This is a genomic window from Micromonospora globosa (assembly GCF_000717585.1).
Lineage (GTDB): Bacteria > Actinomycetota > Actinomycetes > Mycobacteriales > Micromonosporaceae > Micromonospora > Micromonospora aurantiaca.
The window spans coordinates 80489-97446 of sequence record NZ_JNZR01000015.1 but is presented as its reverse complement, the minus strand read 5'-3'; the positions used below and the strand labels follow the sequence as shown (position 1 = coordinate 97446).

Genomic DNA, 16958 nt, shown 5'->3' with positions numbered 1-16958 from the left:
TGGGCCGGTACGCCGACGAGGGGAGCGTGTCATGGCCAGTTGGACGGTCGACAACCCGCAGCGCATCACGCTGGACGAGCCGATCACCCGGCTCGACGCCGAGCTGATCAGCGGCCGGCTGAACGTGGTCGGCGCCGACGGTCCGGCCCGGGTCGACGTGACCCGGATCAGCAGCCGGCCGCTTCTCGTCGAGGTACGCGACGGGCGGCTGACGATCCGGCACAAGCGCAAGCCCGGCCTGCTCGGCATCTTCTCCTGGTTCGGCAACCGGATCCGGGCCGAGGTGTCGGTCGCCGTTCCGCCGGACGTGCTCGCCACCCTGTCGGTGGTCAGCGGCGCGCTCGTCGCCTCCGGGCTGCGCCGGGAGACCCGGGTCGACGTCACCTCCGGGCAGGTCACGCTGCGCGGTCTGCGGGGACGCACCAGCGCGAAGGTCATCTCCGGGCCGGTCGAGGCGCTCGGCATCGGCGGCGACCTGGACCTGGAGACGGTCTCCGGTGAGCTGATCCTCGCCGACAGCGCGCCCGAGCGGGTCCGCGCGCACGCCGTCTCCGGCTCGATCACCTGCGACCTGGACAACCCGCGCGGCAGCGAGATCCGGCTCAGCGCCATCTCCGGCAGCATCACCGTGCGGGTCCGCGAGGACAGCGACCTCACAGTGCACCTGCACACCACCTCCGGCAAGATCACCAGCGGCTTCCCCCAGGTGGACGGCGGTGGGCGCGGGCTGGGCTCGATCAAGGACAGCCACGGTGTGCTCGGTGGGGGTGCGGGTAGGCTCTGGGCCTCCGCGACCTCCGGCAGCATCGCGCTGCTCGCCCGCCCGGTCGCGCCCGCCGACCATGTGGAGGACGTGCCGTGACCGCCGTGTTCAGCCACGGCCGGCTCCGGCTCTACCTGCTGAAGCTGCTCGACGACGGCCCGAAGCACGGCTACGAGCTGATCCGTCTGCTGGAGGAGCGCTTCCTCGGCCTGTACGCGCCCAGCGCCGGCACCATCTACCCGCGCCTGCAACGGCTGGAGGCGGAAGGGCTGGTCACGCACACCGCCGCGGGCGGGCGCAAGGTCTACGAGATCACCGAGGCGGGCCGCGCCGAACTGCGGCAGCGCGCCGACGAGCTGTCGACGCTGGAGAGCGACATCGGCGCCGCCGTCGAGGACCTCTCCGCGCTGGCCGGTGAGATACGCACCGAGGTACGCGGATCGGTGCGCGACCTGAAGCGGGAGCTGCGCGAGGCGGCCCGGCAGACCCGGCAGGGCGGCTGGACGGCGTCCGCGACCACCCGGCCGGCGGGCGACGGGGGATCGGCCCGCCCGGACGAGTCGCCGCTGCTCGCCGACTTCGACCAGCGGCTCGCCGCGTTCACCGTCGAGGTCGGGGCGCTGGTCCGGGCCCGGCGGCTCAGCGACAACCAGCTCCGTACCGCGATCCGGCTGCTCGACGGTGCGCTGGAAGGGCTGCGGCGGCTGCTCCGCTGATCTCACAGGTTGTTTCCAGGGAGCACCCAGCGCGGCCGCAGCCGGAGCACGGATGATGGGTGCCATGGCGGCTACCCAGACCGAGGCCCGGCTTCTCGTCGTCGAGGACGATCCCAACATCCTCGAACTGCTCTCCGCGAGCCTGCGCTTCGCGGGCTTCGACGTGGCCACCGCGACCAGCGGCAGCGCCGCACTCAACGCCGCCAAGGACCACCGGCCCGACCTGGTGGTGCTCGACGTGATGCTGCCCGACCTGGACGGCTTCGAGGTCATCCGGATGCTGCGCGAGGGCGGTACGCGTACCCCTGTGGTGTTCCTGACCGCGCGTGACGCCACCGACGACAAGATCCGCGGGCTCACCCTGGGCGGCGACGACTACGTCACCAAGCCGTTCAGCCTGGAGGAGCTGACCGCCCGTATCCGGGCCGTGCTGCGGCGTACCGCGACCGGTGAGCAGGCTCCGTCCCGCCTCACCTTCGCCGACCTGGAGCTGGACGAGGAGACCCACGAGGTGCACCGGGCCGGTCAGCGGGTGCAGCTGTCGCCGACCGAGTTCAAGCTGCTGCGCTACCTGATGCTCAACGCCAACCGGGTGCTCAGCAAGGCGCAGATCCTCGACCACGTCTGGAACTACGACTTCCGCGGTGACGACAACATCGTCGAGTCCTACATCTCGTACCTGCGGCGCAAGGTCGACAACACCCAGCCCCGGCTGATCCACACGCTCAGGGGAGTGGGATACGTGCTCCGCAAGCCGGCGGCGTGAACGTCGTCCACGACGCGAAGGGCAGGCTGCGCAGCGTCCCGCTCCGGCTGAAGCTCGTCGCCGCGGTCCTCGCGCTCGTGGCTGTGGCGCTGGTGGTGATCAGCGGCCTGACGGCGTTCCTGCTGCGGAACTATCTGATCGGGCAGGCGGACGACCAGCTCCGCGGCGGCGCGTACACGGTGGCCAACACGCTCGACAAGGCCGGCGGCGGCGGGATCAAGATCACCATTCCGTCGGACTACGTGGCGTCCGTCATGGCGCCCGGTGAGCTGCCGGAGGAGCCGACGCGCTACGAGGGCCTGCGCGAAGAGGAACTGCCCCGGTTCCCCGCCGACTACGCGGGCTACCAGGAGCGGGTGGGCGACCCGTTCACCGTGCGCTCCGAGGACGGTCGTAGCCGGTGGCGGATGCTCTACACCGCCCTGCCCGACGGGCGGATCATCGCGCTCGGGCAGCACCTCACCGGCGTAGACTCCGCGGTCGGCCGGCTGGTCTGGATAGACCTCCTGGTCGGCGGCGCGGTGCTGATCTCGCTGGCGTCGGTGGGCGCCGGGATCGTCCGTACCAGCCTGAAGCCGCTGGTGGAGATAGAGCGTACGGCGGCCGCCATCGCCGGCGGCGACCTGACCCGGCGGGTGCCCGACCCGGAGATGGGGCGGCCGTGCCCCACCTCGGAGCTGGGCCGCCTGTCCCGGGCACTGAACGCCATGCTCGCGCAGATCGAGGCCGCGTTCACCGCGCGGGCCGCCTCCGAGGCGGCGGCGCGCAGCGCCGAGATGGGCGCACGGGACGCCGCCGCGTACGCGCAGGCGTCGGAGGCGCGGGCCCGCCGGTCCGAGGAGCGGATGCGGCAGTTCATCGCCGACGCCTCGCACGAGCTGCGCACGCCGCTGACCACCATCCGGGGCTTCGCCGAGCTGTACCGCCAGGGCGCGGCGCGGGCGCCGGAGCAGACCGCCGACCTGCTGCGCCGCATCGAGGACGAGGCGTCCCGGATGGGTCTGCTGGTGGAGGACCTGCTGCTGCTGGCGCGGATGGACCGGGAACGGCCGATCGCGCTGGCCCCGGTCGAGCTGCCGGTGCTGGCGTCCGACGCGGTCGAGGCGGCCCGGGTGGTCGCCCCGGACCGGCGGATCGAGCTGGAGCGGGAACCGGGCGCCGGGCCGCTGGTGGTGCTCGGCGACGACGCGCGCCTGCGCCAGGTGATCGGCAACCTGATGACGAACGCGCTCACCCACACGCCGCCGGACACCTCGGTGACGCTGCGGCTGCGGGCCGAGGCGGGCAACCTCGCCGTGGTGGAGGTGGCGGACACCGGTCCCGGCCTCACCCCGGAGCAGGCCGAACGGGTCTTCGAGCGGTTCTACCGGGTGGACGCCGCCCGTACCCGCCGGGCCGGCGGGCCGATCAGCACCGGCCTCGGCCTGGCCATCGTGGCCGCGCTCGTCGCCGCGCACCACGGCACCGTCGAGGTGGCGGAGACACCGGGCGGAGGGGCGACCTTCCGGGTGAAGCTGCCGCTGCTGCCCGAGGAGCCCGAGCCCGGCGAGTGACATTCAGAAAACTTCCAGGCGGATTCCAGGCTGGTGACAGTGCTACGGGGAAAGCTGGTGGCATGACCGACCACGAGACCGATCCGCAGCGGTCGCCGGCCCCCGCCGACGCCGAGCCGTCGCACCACACCGCCGAGCTGCCCCGCCTCGAGAGCGGGACGTCGGACTCCTCCAGCACCCCGGCCGCGGCGTCGGTTCCGGCCGACTCCCCGGCCGCCGGAACCAGCACGCCCGCCGGGCACACGAACCCGGCGGAGAGCGCCGGAAACACCGCGCCCGCCGGGCCGTACCCGCCGCAGCCGGCGACGCCGTCCGCGCCGCCGTACCCGGCCTCGGGGCAGCCGCACCCCTGGTACGGGCAGCAGCACCAGCAGGGCGGCTGGAACCAGCAGACCGCCGCGGGCTACCCGTCCACGCAGCACGGTGGGCCGGTGCCGTCGTACCAGGCACAGCCGTACCAGACGCAGCAGGGATACCAGTCGTACCAGCCCGGGCAGCCGATGCCGCAGTGGGGCCCGCAGCAGCCGGCCCGCCCCAGCCGGGCCGGGAAGTTCGTCGGCGCGGGCGCGCTGGCGCTGGTCCTGATGCTCGGCTCCGGCGCGGCCGGTGGCGCGCTCGCCCTCGCGCTCGACGGGGACGGCCCCACCCGCACCTACTCCGCCGCGCCGGTGATCAACAGCGCCGACCTGCCCAAGATCGCGGCCTCCGTCCAGGACAGCATCGTCACGATCATGACGAACAGCGGTGAGGGCTCCGGGGTGATCCTCAGCGCCGACGGGTTCGTGCTCACCAACAACCACGTCGTCGCCGGCGCCGGTGGTGACACCGTGCGGGTGGTCTTCGCCGACGGCAAGAGCGCCTCCGCGAAGATCGTCGGCACCGACCCGAAGACCGACCTCGCTGTGGTCCAGGCCAGTGGCGTGAGCAACCTGAAGGCGGCCAAGTTCGGCGACAGCGACGCCATGCAGGTCGGTGACCAGGTGCTCGCCCTGGGCAGCCCGCTCGGCCTCCAGGGCTCGGTCACCGCCGGCATCCTCAGCGCCCGCGACCGCACCATCCAGGCGGGGGAGGGCGGCCAGCAGAACCCGCAGCAGGGCGCCAGCTCGATCTCCGGCCTGCTCCAGACCGACGCCCCGATCAACCCGGGCAACTCCGGCGGCGCGCTCGTCAACACCCGGGGCGAGGTGATCGGCATCAACACCGCCATCGCCACCGCCGGGCAGGGCAGCACCGGAAACATCGGCGTGGGCTTCGCCATCCCGAGCAACAAGGCCAAGAACGTGGCCGAGAAGCTCCAGCGCGGCGAGAAGATCAGCCACCCCTCGCTCGGGGTGAGCGTGAACGGCGCCGAGGACGGCGGCGCGCTGGTCGCCGCGGTCACGCCCGGCAGCCCCGCCGAGAAGGCCGGGATCCAGCGCGGCGATGTGATCACCAAGTTCGGCGACAAGGTGATCAACGACTCGAACGACCTGGTCGGCGCCGTGCAGGCCGGCAAGGTCGGCGACCGGGTCGAGGTGCAGTACAAGCGAAACGGATCCACCGAGAACGCAACCGTGACGCTCGCCGAGACGTCATAGTCCCGAGGACCTGCCTCCCTCCCGGGCGGCGGGTGACGGAGCCAAGGGGGTTGGCTCCGTCACCCGCCGCCCCTCCTCGTTTCTCACCCGGCACGGGTGAGCGCGCCTCACCCGTACCGGCGGGAGGGTCGGGGCATGACCACCACGTCCGCCGTGCGTACCGACCAGCAGATCCAGCGCGACGTCCTCGCCGAACTGGACTGGGACGCGCAGACCCGGGCCACCGAGGTCGGCGTGACAGTCGCGCGGGGCGTCGTGACGCTCACCGGCCAGGTGGACAGCTACGCCCGGCGGTGGGCCGTCGAGCGCTGCGCCCACCGGGTACGCGGCGTCCGGGCGGTCGCCAGTGACCTGGCGGTCGACCTGCCGGCCACGGACCGGCGTACCGACGCCGACATCGCGATCGCTGCGAGCCGGGCGCTGGAGTGGGACAGCTTCGTGCCCGCCGAGCGGCTGGACGTGACCGTCGCCGACGGCTGGATCATGCTGCGCGGCGAGGTCGAGTTCGGCTTCCAGCGCCGTACCGCCGAACGGGAACTGCGCCGGCTGCGCGGCGTACGCGGGGTGACGAACCTGGTCGAGGTGCGGCCGCCGACCCCGCCGAGTGACGAGCAGAAGCGGATCGACCTGCGCCGCCTGCTGCTGCGGCGTACCGGGACCGAGCGGATCGACGCCCGGGTCGACGGCGACACGGTGGTGCTCGACGGTGTGGTGAGCGCCTGGTGGCAGCGGGAGGACGCGGAACGGGCCGCCTGGGCGCTGCCCGGCGTACGGGAGGTGCACGTCGCGATCGTGGTGTCCGGCTGACCGCCCGTCGTTTACCGCGGGCCGGGCCGGGAACCCGCGCGCAGCGGGGTACGCCGGGGACCGACGGGGAGGACTCGTGGCCGTGAACCAGCAGTCCTCGGAGCGCGCGTGGGCCGGGCCGTTGCGGATCGCCATGGTGGTGCCGCCGTGGCTGTCGGTGCCGCCGCCCGGCTACGGCGGGCTGGAGACAGTGGTGGCGGGGCTCGTCGACGCGCTCGTCGACAGGGGGCACCGCGTCACGCTGTTCGGCGCCGGGACCGAGCACGGCACCGCCGCCGACTTCGTCTCCACCTGCGACGACCTCCAGTACGAGCGGATGGGCGAGTCGCTGCCCGAACTGGCGCACCTGGCCCACGTGGACCGCCTGGTCGACCCGGCCGACTTCGACCTGATCCACGACCACACCACGATCGGCCCGATGGTGGCCGGCCGCCGCCGCGTGCCCACTGTGGCCACCGTGCACGGCAACCCGGTCGGCGAGTACGGCACTGTGCTCGGCAACACCGACCGGGGTGTGGGCCTGATCGCGATCTCGCACGCCCAGCGCCGGGCCAACCCGGGGCTGCCCTGGGCCGGCACCGTGCACAACGCGATGCCGCTGCGGGACATCCCCCGCAAGCGCAGCCCGGGCGCGGGCCCGGTGCTCTGGCTGGCCCGGTTCAGCCCGGACAAGGGCCCGGACGTGGCGATCGCGGCCTGCCGGGCGGCCGGGCTGCCGCTCACGCTCGCGGGCAAGTGCAACGAGCCCGCTGAGCGCCGCTACCTGGAGCAGGTGGTCCGGCCGCTGCTCGGCGACGACGTGACGCCCGTGGTGAACGCGGATCGGGTGACCGCGCTGCGGCTGCTGCTGGACGCCCGCTGCCTGATCATGCCGATCCAGTGGGCGGAGCCGTTCGGCATGGTGATGGTGGAGGCGATGGCGACGGGTACGCCGGTGGTGGCGCTGGGCCGGGGCGCGGTGCCGGAACTGGTCCGCGACGGGGTGACCGGTTTCGTCTGCGACCACCCGGGCGAGCTGCCGGCGGCGTTGCGGGCGGCGGCGGACCTGGACCCGGCGGACTGCGTGGCGCACGTGGCGGAGAACTTCTCGGTGGAGCGGATGGCCGCCGACTACGAGGCGGTCTACCGGGGCTTCCTGGCCGCGCGGGCGCCCGCACGGGCACAGCGGGCGGTCGCGCCGGTCGTGGCCGGCTGACCCGTCAGGTCTGCCCGGCCACGAGTTCCGCCGCGGCGGCGTCGAGTCGCCGCGCGTACCCGGGGCTGATGCTGCCCTCGCGGCGACGCTCGTCGATCTTGCCACGGAGCCGGTCCACGGCGGCTGTCACCTCGCCCTCGCCGTTCGCGGCGACCGCGTTGCGCAGCAGGTTGCGCAGGTCCACCCCGACGTCCTCGCGGATCTGGCCCTCGGTCAGCCCGGCCTCGATCAGCCCGTCCACCCGTTCGGCGGCGTCGGCCTGACCGGCGGCCGGCGGGCGCACGCCGCCGGTCGACGGCAGAGTGGTCGGCCCGGCCGGCGGCGTGGTGGCCGGCTCCTCGGTCACCGGCGGTTCGGCGGGCGACGGCTGCACCGGCCCGGCGGTCGGCAGCACCCGGGGGCCGGCGGGCCGGTCCGGCGTCAGCGCGGACGCCAGCAGCGCCGCCGCGGCGACCACAGTCACGCCGACTGCGGCCAGCGTGAGGGTCCGCCGCCGGCCCGGAACCGGCTGCGCGGCGGGATCCTGCCCCGGCTCCGGGATCGGCTGCGCCGCGGGGGCCTGGCCCGGGGCCGGCGGCCCCGCCGGTTCCGGGCCGGCCGGCGGCGGGGAGGTCAGCGCGGGCAGCGTCATGGTCGGCGCCAGCATGGTGGCCGCCTGCGGGTCGGCGGGCAGCATCTGGTCGCGCAGCACGGCGGCCACCCGGTGCGCGGTGGGCCGGTGACGCGGGTCGCGGGCCAGGCAGCGCAGGCAGATGTCAGCGACCGGCCCGGGCAGGCCCGGTACGTCGTCCAGTGTGGGCTCCGGACAGTCCGCGAGCGCCGCGCTCAGTTGTTCCCAGGTCTCCGCCGGGTACGGGGGGTGCCCGGTCAGCGTCTCGAACAGCAGCACGCCGAGCGAGTACACGTCGGTGGCCGGCTGGGCGGGCGCGCCGTCGAGCCGCTCCGGGGCCACGTACGCCGGGGTGCCGAACGTGCCGCCGTCCTCGTCGTCGTCCGGCGTGCCGATCCGGGTGGCGATGCCGAAGTCGAGCACCTTCGCGCCGGTGCCGGTCATCATCACGTTGGCCGGGGTCACGTCGCGGTGCACGATGCCGAGCCGGTGCGCCGCGGCCAGCGCCTCGGCCACCTGCGCGCCCGTCTCCACCGCCGCCGGCCAGGGCAGCGGCCCCTGGGTCAGCAGGTGTTCCAGCTCTTCGCCGCTGAGCAGTTCCATCACCACGAACGAGGTGATGGAACCGTCCGGGGCCACCGTCTCGCCGTAGTCGTGCACGGCTGTGACGTGCGGATGGTCGAGCTGGGCGGCCGAGCGGGCCTCCTCGCGCACCATGTCGCGGAACCGCGCGTCGGCGGCGAGCGAGGGGGCGAGCACCTTCACCGCCACCACCCGGTCGAGCACCTCGTCGCGGGCACGCCAGATCACCGACATGCCACCGGCACCGATCCGGTCGATGAGCCGGTACCGCCGGGCCAGCAGACGGCCGGCCTGGAGTGTCGCCATCAGCTCGCACCTGCCTGGGCTCGGGAGCGCTATCAGGTTGCGGGAATGTGTCTGACCTGTCAACAGTCGTCCCGTTGACGATCGCGCTGTGTCATAGCCCGGGCGGCGTCGCGTGACGCTCCCACCTCGGTCGGGGCGGCCACCCGGCCGGGTGTGGGCCGCGTGCCAGGATGAACGGCATGGCAGCAGGTCCGGTGGCGTTCGTGCTCGGCGGCGGGGGAGTGCTCGGCGCGGTCGAGGTGGGCATGCTGCGTGCCCTGTTCCGCGCCCGGATCAGACCCGACCTCGTGCTGGGTACGTCGATCGGCGCGGTCAACGGCGCCCTGGTCGCCGCCGACCCGACCGAGGCGGTCACCGACCGGCTGGTCCGGCTCTGGGCGTCGCCCGAGGCCAGCGAGGTGTACGGCGACTCGGTCGCCCGGCAGCTGCGCCGGTTCGCGGCACGTACCCACCTGCACTCGCCCCGGCCGCTGTACCGCCTGCTGGAGAGCGCGCTGGGCGAGGACACCACGTTCGCCGACCTGGCCGTGCCGTTTCGCTGCTGCGCCGCGAACATCGAGCGCGCGGCCGAGCACTGGTTCCACACCGGACCGCTGGTGCCGGCGGTGCTCGCGTCCGCCTCGGTGCCCGGGCTGCTGCCCCCGGCCCAGCTCGACGGCCAGCACTACATCGACGGCGGGGTGGTCAACTCGATCCCGGTCGGCGAGGCGGTGCTGCTCGGCGCGAAGCAGATCTTCGTGCTCCAGGTGGGCCGGATCGAACGCGAGCTGACGCCGCCGCGCCGCCCCTGGGAGATCGCCCAGGTGGCGTTCGAGATCGCCCGCCGGCACCGGTTCGCGCGGGAGATGGCGGCGCTGCCCGAGGACGTCGAGGTGCACGTGCTGCCCACCGGCGGGCTGGAGCCGCGCGACGACAGCCCGTGGGCGTACCGGGACACGGCGGCGGTGGGACGGCGGATCAGTCGCGCGTACACTGCCTCCCGCCGATACCTGGACACCGCGCTGGAGCGCTGAATGCCGCTGCCACCCCGCTGGCTACGCCGGCTGGTGCTCGCCCCTGGTGTGGTGCTGCTGGCCTTCTTCGTGGTGACCACGCTGCCGGCCTGGGCGCTGCTGGCGCTCGCCGCGTCCCCGCTGGTGCCGGGACGGCTGCGCCCGCTGCGGCTGCTCTGGATCGGCACCGTCTACCTGGTCTGGGACGCCGCCGCGCTGCTCGCCCTGTTCCTGCTCTGGCTCGCCTCGGGCTTCGGCGCGTACAAACGCGCGCCGGCCTTCCAGCGGGCCCACTACGTCCTGGCCGGGTGGTTCCTGCGGATCATGTTCTGGCAGGCCCGGTGGACGCTGCGGCTGAGCATCGACGTGGTCGGCACCGACCCGGACACCGCCCTGCCGGGCCGTCCCGAACTCGTGGTCTGCCGGCACGCCGGGCCGGGCGACTCGTTCATCCTGATCCACGCGCTGGTGAACTGGTTCAGGCGGGAACCCCGGATCGTGCTCAAGGAGACCCTCCAGTGGGATCCGGCCATCGACGTGCTGCTCAACCGGTTGCCCAACCGGTTCATCGCGGCCGGGCCGGACGGGCGGGAGTCGGTGGTGCGGCAGATCGGGCACCTGGCCACCGGCCTGGACGACGACGACGCCTTCGTGATCTTCCCGGAGGGCGGCAACTTCACCCCGTCGCGGCGGCTGCGCGCGATCGACCGGCTGCGGTCGCTCGGCCTGGAACGGATGGCGCGGCGCGCCGAGCGGCTGCGGCACGTACTCGCCCCGCAGCCGGGCGGGCTGCTCGCCGCGCTCGACGCCGCGCCGGACGCCGGCGTGATCTTCGTGGCGCACACCGGCCTGGACCAGATGCTCACCGTCGCCGACGTGTGGCGCGAGCTGCCGATGGACAAGCGGATCGTGATGCGGTTCTGGTCGGTGCCGCCGGAGGAGATCCCGGCCGGCAAGCAGGAACGCATCGACTGGCTGTTCGACTGGTGGGCCCGCATCGACACGTGGATCGCCGCCAACCGCAACGGCGCGGCCGACACCTGACCGATTCCCCCGCGCCTGCTCGGCGTGGCGGCGGTACGCCACGTAGGGTGCGCTGGTGGATCAGATCTGCGTGGTGACGACTGTGGTGGACGCCCGCGGGGTCGCGGACGTGCTGGCGGCCGCGGCCGTCGCCGGCCGGCTGGCGGCCTGCGCCCAGGTCGGCGGCCCGGTGGACAGCACCTACTGGTGGCAGTCGGCGATCCAGACCACCGCCGAGTGGCAGGTGCGGTTCAAGACCGCGCCGGACCGGGTGGACGCCCTGGTCGACCAGCTCCGCGCCAACCACCCGTACGAGGTGCCGGAGATCCTGGTCAGCCGGGAGGACAGCGGCAACCCCGGCTACACCGCCTGGGTACACGAGCAGACCCGGCCCTAGGTACTCCTACTCTGTCGGTCCGCTCCGCCGCTGACGAAGCTGGCGGGGTGGAGAACACCGGCTACCCCTGCCCCGGTTGCGGCGCCCCGGCCGACCTCGTCGCCGGATGCCGCGCCTGCGGCCGCCCGCCCTACCCGCCCGCCGCCGAGGTTGTCCGGCTGGACCGGGAGATCACCGAGCTGGTGCCGCGCGTCGAGGCGGCCCGGCTGACGTACCAGGATCTGTCCGGCCGGCTGGTCACGGCCCGGCAGCGGCGGGCGGTGCTGGCGGCCCGGATCCGGCAGGAGATCCCCGCGCCGCGCGCCGCCGCTCCCGCGCCGTTCCCGGCGCCGGCGCCGCCGCGTCAGCTTCCGCCCACCCCCGTCGCGGTACGCCCCGGCGGCGCGGAGACCTCCACCCGCGCGGTCCAGGGCCTGCTGTTCGTCCTCGGTGGCCTGCTGCTCGGCACCGCCGCCGTGGTGTTCACCGCCGTCGCCTGGAGCACGTTCGGGGTGGCCGGCCGGGCGCTGATCCTGCTCGCCGTCACCGCGCTGGCCCTGGTCGCGCCGCTCGTCGCCCGGGCCCGCGGGCTGCGCGGCACCGCCGAGACGCTCGCCTCGGTGGCGCTGCTCCTGGTGGTCCTGGACGGATCCGCCGCCTGGTCGGTGGACCTGTTCGGGGTGACCGGCCTGCCCGGCAGCCGGTACGCGGCGCTGGTGGCGGCGGGCAGCGCCGCGGTGGCCGCCGGTTACGCGCTGGTCAGCCGCCTCACCGCACCCTGGTTCGCGGCGTGGCTGCTCGCGCAGCCGGTGCTGCCGCTGGCCGCTGCCGCGTTCCGGCCCACCGCTGCCGGCTGGGCGCTGGTGCTGACCGCCGTGGCGCTCGGTGACCTCGCGGTCGTGGTCGTGCTGCGCCGCCGTACCTCCGGCAATGGCACGGCGCTGGTGGCCGGGCGGGTGCTGGGCTGGACCGGGCACGGCACGGCGCTGGTCCTGGCGGCCGGCTGCGCGCTGGTGCCGCTGGCGGTCGGCCACGCGGCGGGCACGCCGCTGCTGGCCGGCGGTCCGCTGCTGGTGGTGGCGCTGGCGCTGGTCGCCGGCGGGCTCGCCGCGGGTGGCCGCCTCTGGCGCGCGACGACCACCGGGCTGCTGGTGCCGGTGCTCGCGGTCGCGCTGATCCGGCCGGTCGCCGAGTGGCGGTCCGGGCTGCTGCTGATCGCCGCCGGCCTCGTGGTGGCGGCGCTCGCCGGTGCGGTCCGGGCGTTGCCGGCGCCGGTCCGGACCGGTCCGCTCGTGGGCGCGCTCGCCGTGGCCGCCGCGCTGGGCCAGGTGGCGGTCGTGCTCACCGGCCTGGTCGGCGCGTCCACCGCGAGCGTCGGCTTCCCGGCCTGGCAGGGCGGCCGGGACGTGCCGGTCCCGTCCTGGGGCTGGCAGCTTCCGGTGGCCCTGCTGCTGACCGCCGGGGCGGTCGCGCTACTGACGCCCCGGGCCGTCCGGCCGCTCGCCGGCGTGGCCGCCGCCGGTCTGGTCGCCCTCGCCGCGCCGGCCGTGACGGCGACGCCGTGGCCGCTGGTGCTGGTCGTGGACCTCGCGACGGCCGCCGCGCTGCTGCTGGCGGCGGTGGCCCGGCCGCGTGGAGGACGGGTCGTCGTGCCGGTCACCGCGTCGGCCGGGGCGGTACTGCTCGGGCACGCGCTGCTCGTCGGCTGCGCCGCCCCGGGCGGGGCCGTGGCCGTGCTCGCCGTCACGGCGGTGCTCGGCGCGGCGCTCGCCGCGCTGGGCCGGCGTGGACAGGGCGCGCAGCCGGTCGTCGGCGGCGTCGCGCTGGCCGTTTCGCTGCTCGCCGTACCGGCGGGCGTGGCGGTCGCGCTGCTCGGCCTCGGCGCGCCGGCCTGGTGGCAGCTGCGCGGCGCGACCGCCGCCGTCGTGGTGCCGGTCGTCGTCGTCCTCGCCGTCCGTCGCCTGTGGACCGACCTGATCGGGTACGCCTCGACGGGGCTCGCCGTCGCGCTCGCCGGGGTCGGCCTCGGGCCGCTCGTCGCGCCGGGCGGGGAACCGGTGGCGCCGTACGCAGCGGTGGGGGTGCTGCTGGCGCTCGCCGCCGGGGCCGGCTCCCGGCCGGCGGTCGCGCTGCGCGCGGTCGGCGGCGTGCTGGCCGTCGTGGCGTTGCTGGCCGTGTCCCCGGTGGTGCTGACGTTGCTCGTGGACCTGCCGGTGCAACCCTGGTCCGGGGTGCCCGCCGCCCCGGCGGCGTCCGCCGGGACCGCCCGCGCCGGGCTGGTGCTGCTGCTCCTGGGCGTCGCCGCCGGGGCGTACGCCGCCACGGACCGCCGCGTCGCCTGGTGGCTCGCCGCGCTGCCGTTCGGCGCTGTCGCGCTGCCGGTGCTGGCGGAGGCGGCCGGTGCGCCCTGGCCGGTGGTGCCGGCGGTCGCGTTCGGCGTCGGGCTGGCCGCGCTGCTGGTCGTCGCGCTCACCGGTGCGCGCCCGGTGGTGCTCGTGCCGCTCGGGGCGGTGCTGGCCGTACCCGGGTTCGGTGGCCTGCTCGCCACCCGGGCGGGGACGCTCGCCGCACTCGGGGCGCTGGTGGTGGCCGGTGCCGTGACCGGGGCGGGCGGGCGGCCGGCGGTGGTCCGGATCGCGGGGTGGCTGGGCGCGGTCGGGACTGCCACCGGGTTCGCGGTCACCGCGTCGCTGGCGGCGGGGCTGCCGCTGCGTACCGCGGCGTTCGCCGCCCTGGCCGTCGCGGCGGTGACGCTGCACGCGGCGCCGCTGCTGCGCGTGGTCCGAGGGCCGGGCGGCGTCGGCGCGGGGCTGGCCGGTGCGTGGGCGCTGGAGGCGGCGGCGCAGGCCGTGGCGCTGCTCGCGCTGCTGCTCACCGGTGGCTCGCTGCGGTACGCGGCGGCGGTCTGCGTGCTGTGGGGTGTGGCCGTCGCGGTCCGGGTGCCGCGCCGGGGCGAGTCGCCGGCCGGGCGTCGCGTGCTGGCGGCGGTGGCCGCGGGCAGCGAGCTGGTCGGCGGGTGGCTGCTGCTCGCCGCGGGCGGGGTGGTCGTGCTGGAGGCGTACACGCTGCCGGCGGCGGCGCTCGCCCTGGGTGCCGGGCTGCTGGCGCTGCGGTGCCGGCCCGGGCTGACCAGCTGGCTGGCGCTCGGTCCGGGACTCGGTGCGGCGTTCCTGCCGAGCCTCGTGTCGGTGCTGGTGTCAGGTGAGCCGCAGCCGTGGCGGCGGCTGGCGCTCGGCGCGGCGGCGCTCGCCGTCGTGCTCGGTGGGGCGGCCCGGCGCTGGCAGGCGCCAGTGGTGCTGGGCGCGGCCACGCTGGTGCCGCTGGCGCTGCACGAGCTGGCCCGGGGCTGGGACCTGCTGCCCCGCTGGATCTTCCTGGGCCTCGGCGGGCTGCTGCTGATCGGGCTGGCCGCCACCTACGAGCGGCGCCGGCGCGACCTGGTCCGGCTGCGCGACGCCGTCGCCCGGCTCGGCTGACCCGGCGGGGATGCGGCCCGGGCGGGAGACGATCCCGCCCGGGCCGATCCGTTCGCCTCACCTGATCGGCGAACCACCGTCGACCGGGATGGTGTGGCCGTGGATGAAGGACGCGTCGTCGCTGGCGAGGAAGCAGACCGCACGGGCGATCTCGTGCGGCTCGCCGTACCGGCCGGCGGGCGCCTGCATGGTCAGGTCGTAGAACGGGAAGTCGCTGGTGATCTCCGCGCCCTCGAAGGCGGCGGTCTTGATCACGCCGGGGCCGATGCCGACCGCACGGATGCCCTGGTGGCCGTAGTCGTAGGCGATCTGCTTGGTCAGCCCGATGACGCCGTGCTTGGCGGTGGTGTACTCCGCGCCGACCTCGCTGGCGACCACGCCGGACGCCGACGACACGTTGATCACGACGCCCTTGCCGCGCTCCAGCATGTGCGGCAGCGTGGCCTTGGTGGCCAGGAAGACGCCCTTCAGGTCGACCTCCATGACGCGGTCCCACTGGCTGTTCTCGATCTCCAGCAGCGGCACGTACGCGCCGAACACGCCGGCGTTGTTCACCAGCACGTCGATGCGCCCGTACGCGTCGAGGGCGGCGCTCACCATGGCGCGCACCGAGTCCTCGTCGGTGACGTCGGCCGCCACCGCCACCGCGTCGCCGCCGGCTTCCTTGACGCGCGTGACTGTCGCCTCGGCGCGTTCCAGGGAGAGGTCGGAGACGACCACCTTCGCGCCCTCGGCGGCCAGCTCGACGCACATGGACATGCCGAGTCCGGAGCCCACCTGGTCGGGGCTGAAGCCGCCGCCCGTCACCAACACCACCTTTTCCGTCAATCCACGCACCGCGCTGTCTCCCGTCTGTCGATGACCGTGCAGCCTGCCTATCGGCCGTTCAGCTGAGTGGTACTCATCTTTACGTACAGATTAGCTGGTCAGAGGGGGTGCGCCCACCGTCGTACGGGCTCGCTGCGGTGTGACGAAGATCGTTTGCGCCGCGCCGGCCCGGAGAGGTAGGGCCAGCACCACCTCCGAGCCGGGGGTCTGCGGGATTACCCACGGCGACGGTCATTGCCAGAATCGGTGACGGAGAGTCGCGTACGGAGCGTGGCTCGCGGCATCGGGGGCGACATGACCACTTCCACGTCGACGGAACCCGCGGCACGGCGGGGCAGCGACTACGCGCGGCTGTCCCGCCGGATCGCCGAGGCGGGACTGCTCGAGCGGCGGCCCGGCCGGTACGCGCTGCGGATCGCGCTCACGCTCGGCGCGTTCCTGGCCGGCTGGATCGTGGTGGCGCTCGTCGGTGACTCGTGGTGGCAGGTGCCGCTGGCGGTGGTGATGGCGGTGGCCACCACGCAGGTGGCGTTCCTCGGCCACGACGCCGGGCACCGGCAGATGTTCCGCCGGCGCGGGCCGAGCGAGGCGGCCGGGCTGGTCGCCGGCAACCTCGCGGTCGGGCTCAGCTACGGCTGGTGGGTGGACAAGCACAACCGGCACCACGCCAACCCGAACCACACCGACGAGGACCCGGACGTCGGCGCGGGCGCGCTGGTCTGGACGTACGAGCAGGCGATGGCGACGCGCGGCCTGAGCCGGTGGATGGCCCGCCGCCAGGCGTGGCTGTTCTTCCCGCTGCTGCTGCTGGAAGGGCTGGCGCTGCACGTGGCGAGCGTGCAGGCGCTCGTCGGCCGGGAACCGGACGGGCGGTGGCGGGTGCCGATGCGGCACCGGGCCGTGGAGGCGCTGCTGCTCGCCGCGCACGCCGCCGGCTACCTCGGGTTGCTGTTCGCGGTCATGTCACCGGCGAAGGCGCTGCTGTTCGTCGCCGTGCACCAGGGGCTGTGGGGCCTCTACATGGGCTGCTCGTTCGCCCCGAACCACAAGGGCATGCCGATGCCCACCGCCGACGACGAGCTGGACTACCTGCGCAAGCAGGTGCTGACCTCGCGCAACGTACGCGGCGGCCGGTTCGTCGACCTGGCGCTGGGCGGGCTCAACTACCAGATCGAGCATCACCTGTTCCCGAACATGCCGCGTGCCAACCTGCGCCGGGCACGGCCGCTCGTGATGGCGTACTGCGCCGAGCAGGGCGTCCCGTACGCGGAGACCGGGCTGTTCGAGTCGTACCGGCAGGCGCTGGCGCACCTGCACGACGTAGGCCGGCCGCTGCGCGCGGCCTGAGCGCGGCGGGCCGGGCGGGGGCGAGCGGCGCCAGCCCGGTG

The 16958-nt window shown here is 74.8% G+C and carries 14 protein-coding genes; 12 read left to right on the top strand and 2 right to left on the bottom strand.

What is annotated here, in order from left to right; all coding sequences use genetic code 11:
* The first annotated feature begins 31 nt into the window (after positions 1-31).
* From IF06_RS0115695 to IF06_RS0115665, 7 genes are all read left to right on the top strand, one after another.
* On the top strand, positions 32-862 hold the full coding sequence (locus IF06_RS0115695; RefSeq protein ID WP_013475290.1) for a DUF4097 family beta strand repeat-containing protein: 831 nt from the start codon (positions 32-34) through the stop codon (positions 860-862).
* Positions 859-1479, top strand: coding sequence for a PadR family transcriptional regulator (locus IF06_RS0115690; RefSeq protein ID WP_030271849.1), 621 nt, complete (start codon positions 859-861; stop codon positions 1477-1479). Before IF06_RS0115695 ends, IF06_RS0115690 begins: the two co-directional genes overlap by 4 nt.
* A 64-nt stretch (positions 1480-1543) precedes the next feature.
* The gene (locus IF06_RS0115685; protein WP_030271847.1) at positions 1544-2245 is read left to right on the top strand and encodes a response regulator transcription factor; all 702 of its coding nucleotides are present in this window, start codon (positions 1544-1546) and stop codon (positions 2243-2245) included.
* Positions 2242-3798: a sensor histidine kinase gene (locus IF06_RS0115680; protein ID WP_013475292.1), complete on the top strand. Its 1557-nt coding sequence runs from the start codon at positions 2242-2244 to the stop codon at positions 3796-3798. The genes IF06_RS0115685 and IF06_RS0115680 overlap by 4 nt, the downstream gene beginning before the upstream one ends.
* 62 nt (positions 3799-3860) lie before the next feature.
* On the top strand, positions 3861-5375 hold the full coding sequence (locus IF06_RS0115675; RefSeq protein WP_013288330.1) for a S1C family serine protease: 1515 nt from the start codon (positions 3861-3863) through the stop codon (positions 5373-5375).
* A 135-nt stretch (positions 5376-5510) separates the two neighbouring features.
* Positions 5511-6182, top strand: coding sequence for a BON domain-containing protein (locus IF06_RS0115670; protein ID WP_013288329.1), 672 nt, complete (start codon positions 5511-5513; stop codon positions 6180-6182).
* An 82-nt stretch (positions 6183-6264) separates the two neighbouring features.
* Entirely contained in the window at positions 6265-7377 is a 1113-nt protein-coding gene (locus tag IF06_RS0115665; protein ID WP_369830089.1) for a glycosyltransferase family 4 protein, read from the top strand.
* A 4-nt stretch (positions 7378-7381) separates the two neighbouring features.
* Here the strand turns inward: IF06_RS0115665 and IF06_RS0115660 are convergent, their stop codons facing one another.
* Positions 7382-8875: a serine/threonine-protein kinase gene (locus IF06_RS0115660; protein WP_013475294.1), complete on the bottom strand. Its 1494-nt coding sequence runs from the start codon at positions 8873-8875 to the stop codon at positions 7382-7384.
* 179 nt (positions 8876-9054) lie between these two features.
* Between IF06_RS0115660 and IF06_RS0115655 the strand changes: the two genes are divergently transcribed.
* Genes IF06_RS0115655 through IF06_RS0115640 form a run of 4 tightly spaced genes read left to right on the top strand, consistent with a single transcriptional unit; the run spans position 9055 to position 14742 of the window.
* Positions 9055-9888, top strand: a complete 834-nt coding sequence (locus IF06_RS0115655; protein WP_013288326.1) for a patatin-like phospholipase family protein — start codon at positions 9055-9057, stop codon at positions 9886-9888.
* Complete coding sequence (locus tag IF06_RS0115650; RefSeq protein WP_030271844.1) at positions 9889-10911, top strand: 1-acyl-sn-glycerol-3-phosphate acyltransferase; 1023 nt, start codon at positions 9889-9891, stop codon at positions 10909-10911. It begins immediately after the preceding gene.
* A 55-nt stretch (positions 10912-10966) separates the two neighbouring features.
* Positions 10967-11287 (top strand): divalent-cation tolerance protein CutA, encoded by a 321-nt coding sequence (cutA, locus tag IF06_RS0115645; RefSeq protein ID WP_013288324.1) that lies wholly within the window; start codon positions 10967-10969, stop codon positions 11285-11287.
* A gap of 47 nt (positions 11288-11334) precedes the next feature.
* Positions 11335-14742 (top strand): SCO7613 C-terminal domain-containing membrane protein, encoded by a 3408-nt coding sequence (locus IF06_RS0115640; RefSeq protein WP_030271842.1) that lies wholly within the window; start codon positions 11335-11337, stop codon positions 14740-14742.
* A gap of 57 nt (positions 14743-14799) precedes the next feature.
* On the opposite strand, the gene IF06_RS0115635 is transcribed toward IF06_RS0115640, so the two are convergent.
* The gene (locus tag IF06_RS0115635) at positions 14800-15579 is read right to left on the bottom strand and encodes an SDR family NAD(P)-dependent oxidoreductase (protein WP_013288322.1); all 780 of its coding nucleotides are present in this window, start codon (positions 15577-15579) and stop codon (positions 14800-14802) included.
* A gap of 285 nt (positions 15580-15864) precedes the next feature.
* Between IF06_RS0115635 and IF06_RS0115630 the strand changes: the two genes are divergently transcribed.
* Entirely contained in the window at positions 15865-16917 is a 1053-nt protein-coding gene (locus IF06_RS0115630; RefSeq protein WP_030271840.1) for a fatty acid desaturase family protein, read from the top strand.
* Positions 16918-16958 lie beyond the last annotated feature (41 nt).

What these genes read in the sequence shown, in the direction of transcription:
- IF06_RS0115655 (WP_013288326.1), top strand. Translation starts at nt 9,055, where the DNA reads ATGGCAGCAGGTCCGGTGGCGTTCGTGCTCGGCGGCGGGGGAGTGCTC.
- IF06_RS0115660 (WP_013475294.1), bottom strand. Translation starts at nt 8,875, where the DNA reads ATGGCGACACTCCAGGCCGGCCGTCTGCTGGCCCGGCGGTACCGGCTC.
- IF06_RS0115630 (WP_030271840.1), top strand. Translation starts at nt 15,865, where the DNA reads ATGACCACTTCCACGTCGACGGAACCCGCGGCACGGCGGGGCAGCGAC.
- IF06_RS0115650 (WP_030271844.1), top strand. Translation starts at nt 9,889, where the DNA reads ATGCCGCTGCCACCCCGCTGGCTACGCCGGCTGGTGCTCGCCCCTGGT.
- IF06_RS0115695 (WP_013475290.1), top strand. Translation starts at nt 32, where the DNA reads ATGGCCAGTTGGACGGTCGACAACCCGCAGCGCATCACGCTGGACGAG.
- IF06_RS0115670 (WP_013288329.1), top strand. Translation starts at nt 5,511, where the DNA reads ATGACCACCACGTCCGCCGTGCGTACCGACCAGCAGATCCAGCGCGAC.
- IF06_RS0115675 (WP_013288330.1), top strand. Translation starts at nt 3,861, where the DNA reads ATGACCGACCACGAGACCGATCCGCAGCGGTCGCCGGCCCCCGCCGAC.
- IF06_RS0115685 (WP_030271847.1), top strand. Translation starts at nt 1,544, where the DNA reads ATGGCGGCTACCCAGACCGAGGCCCGGCTTCTCGTCGTCGAGGACGAT.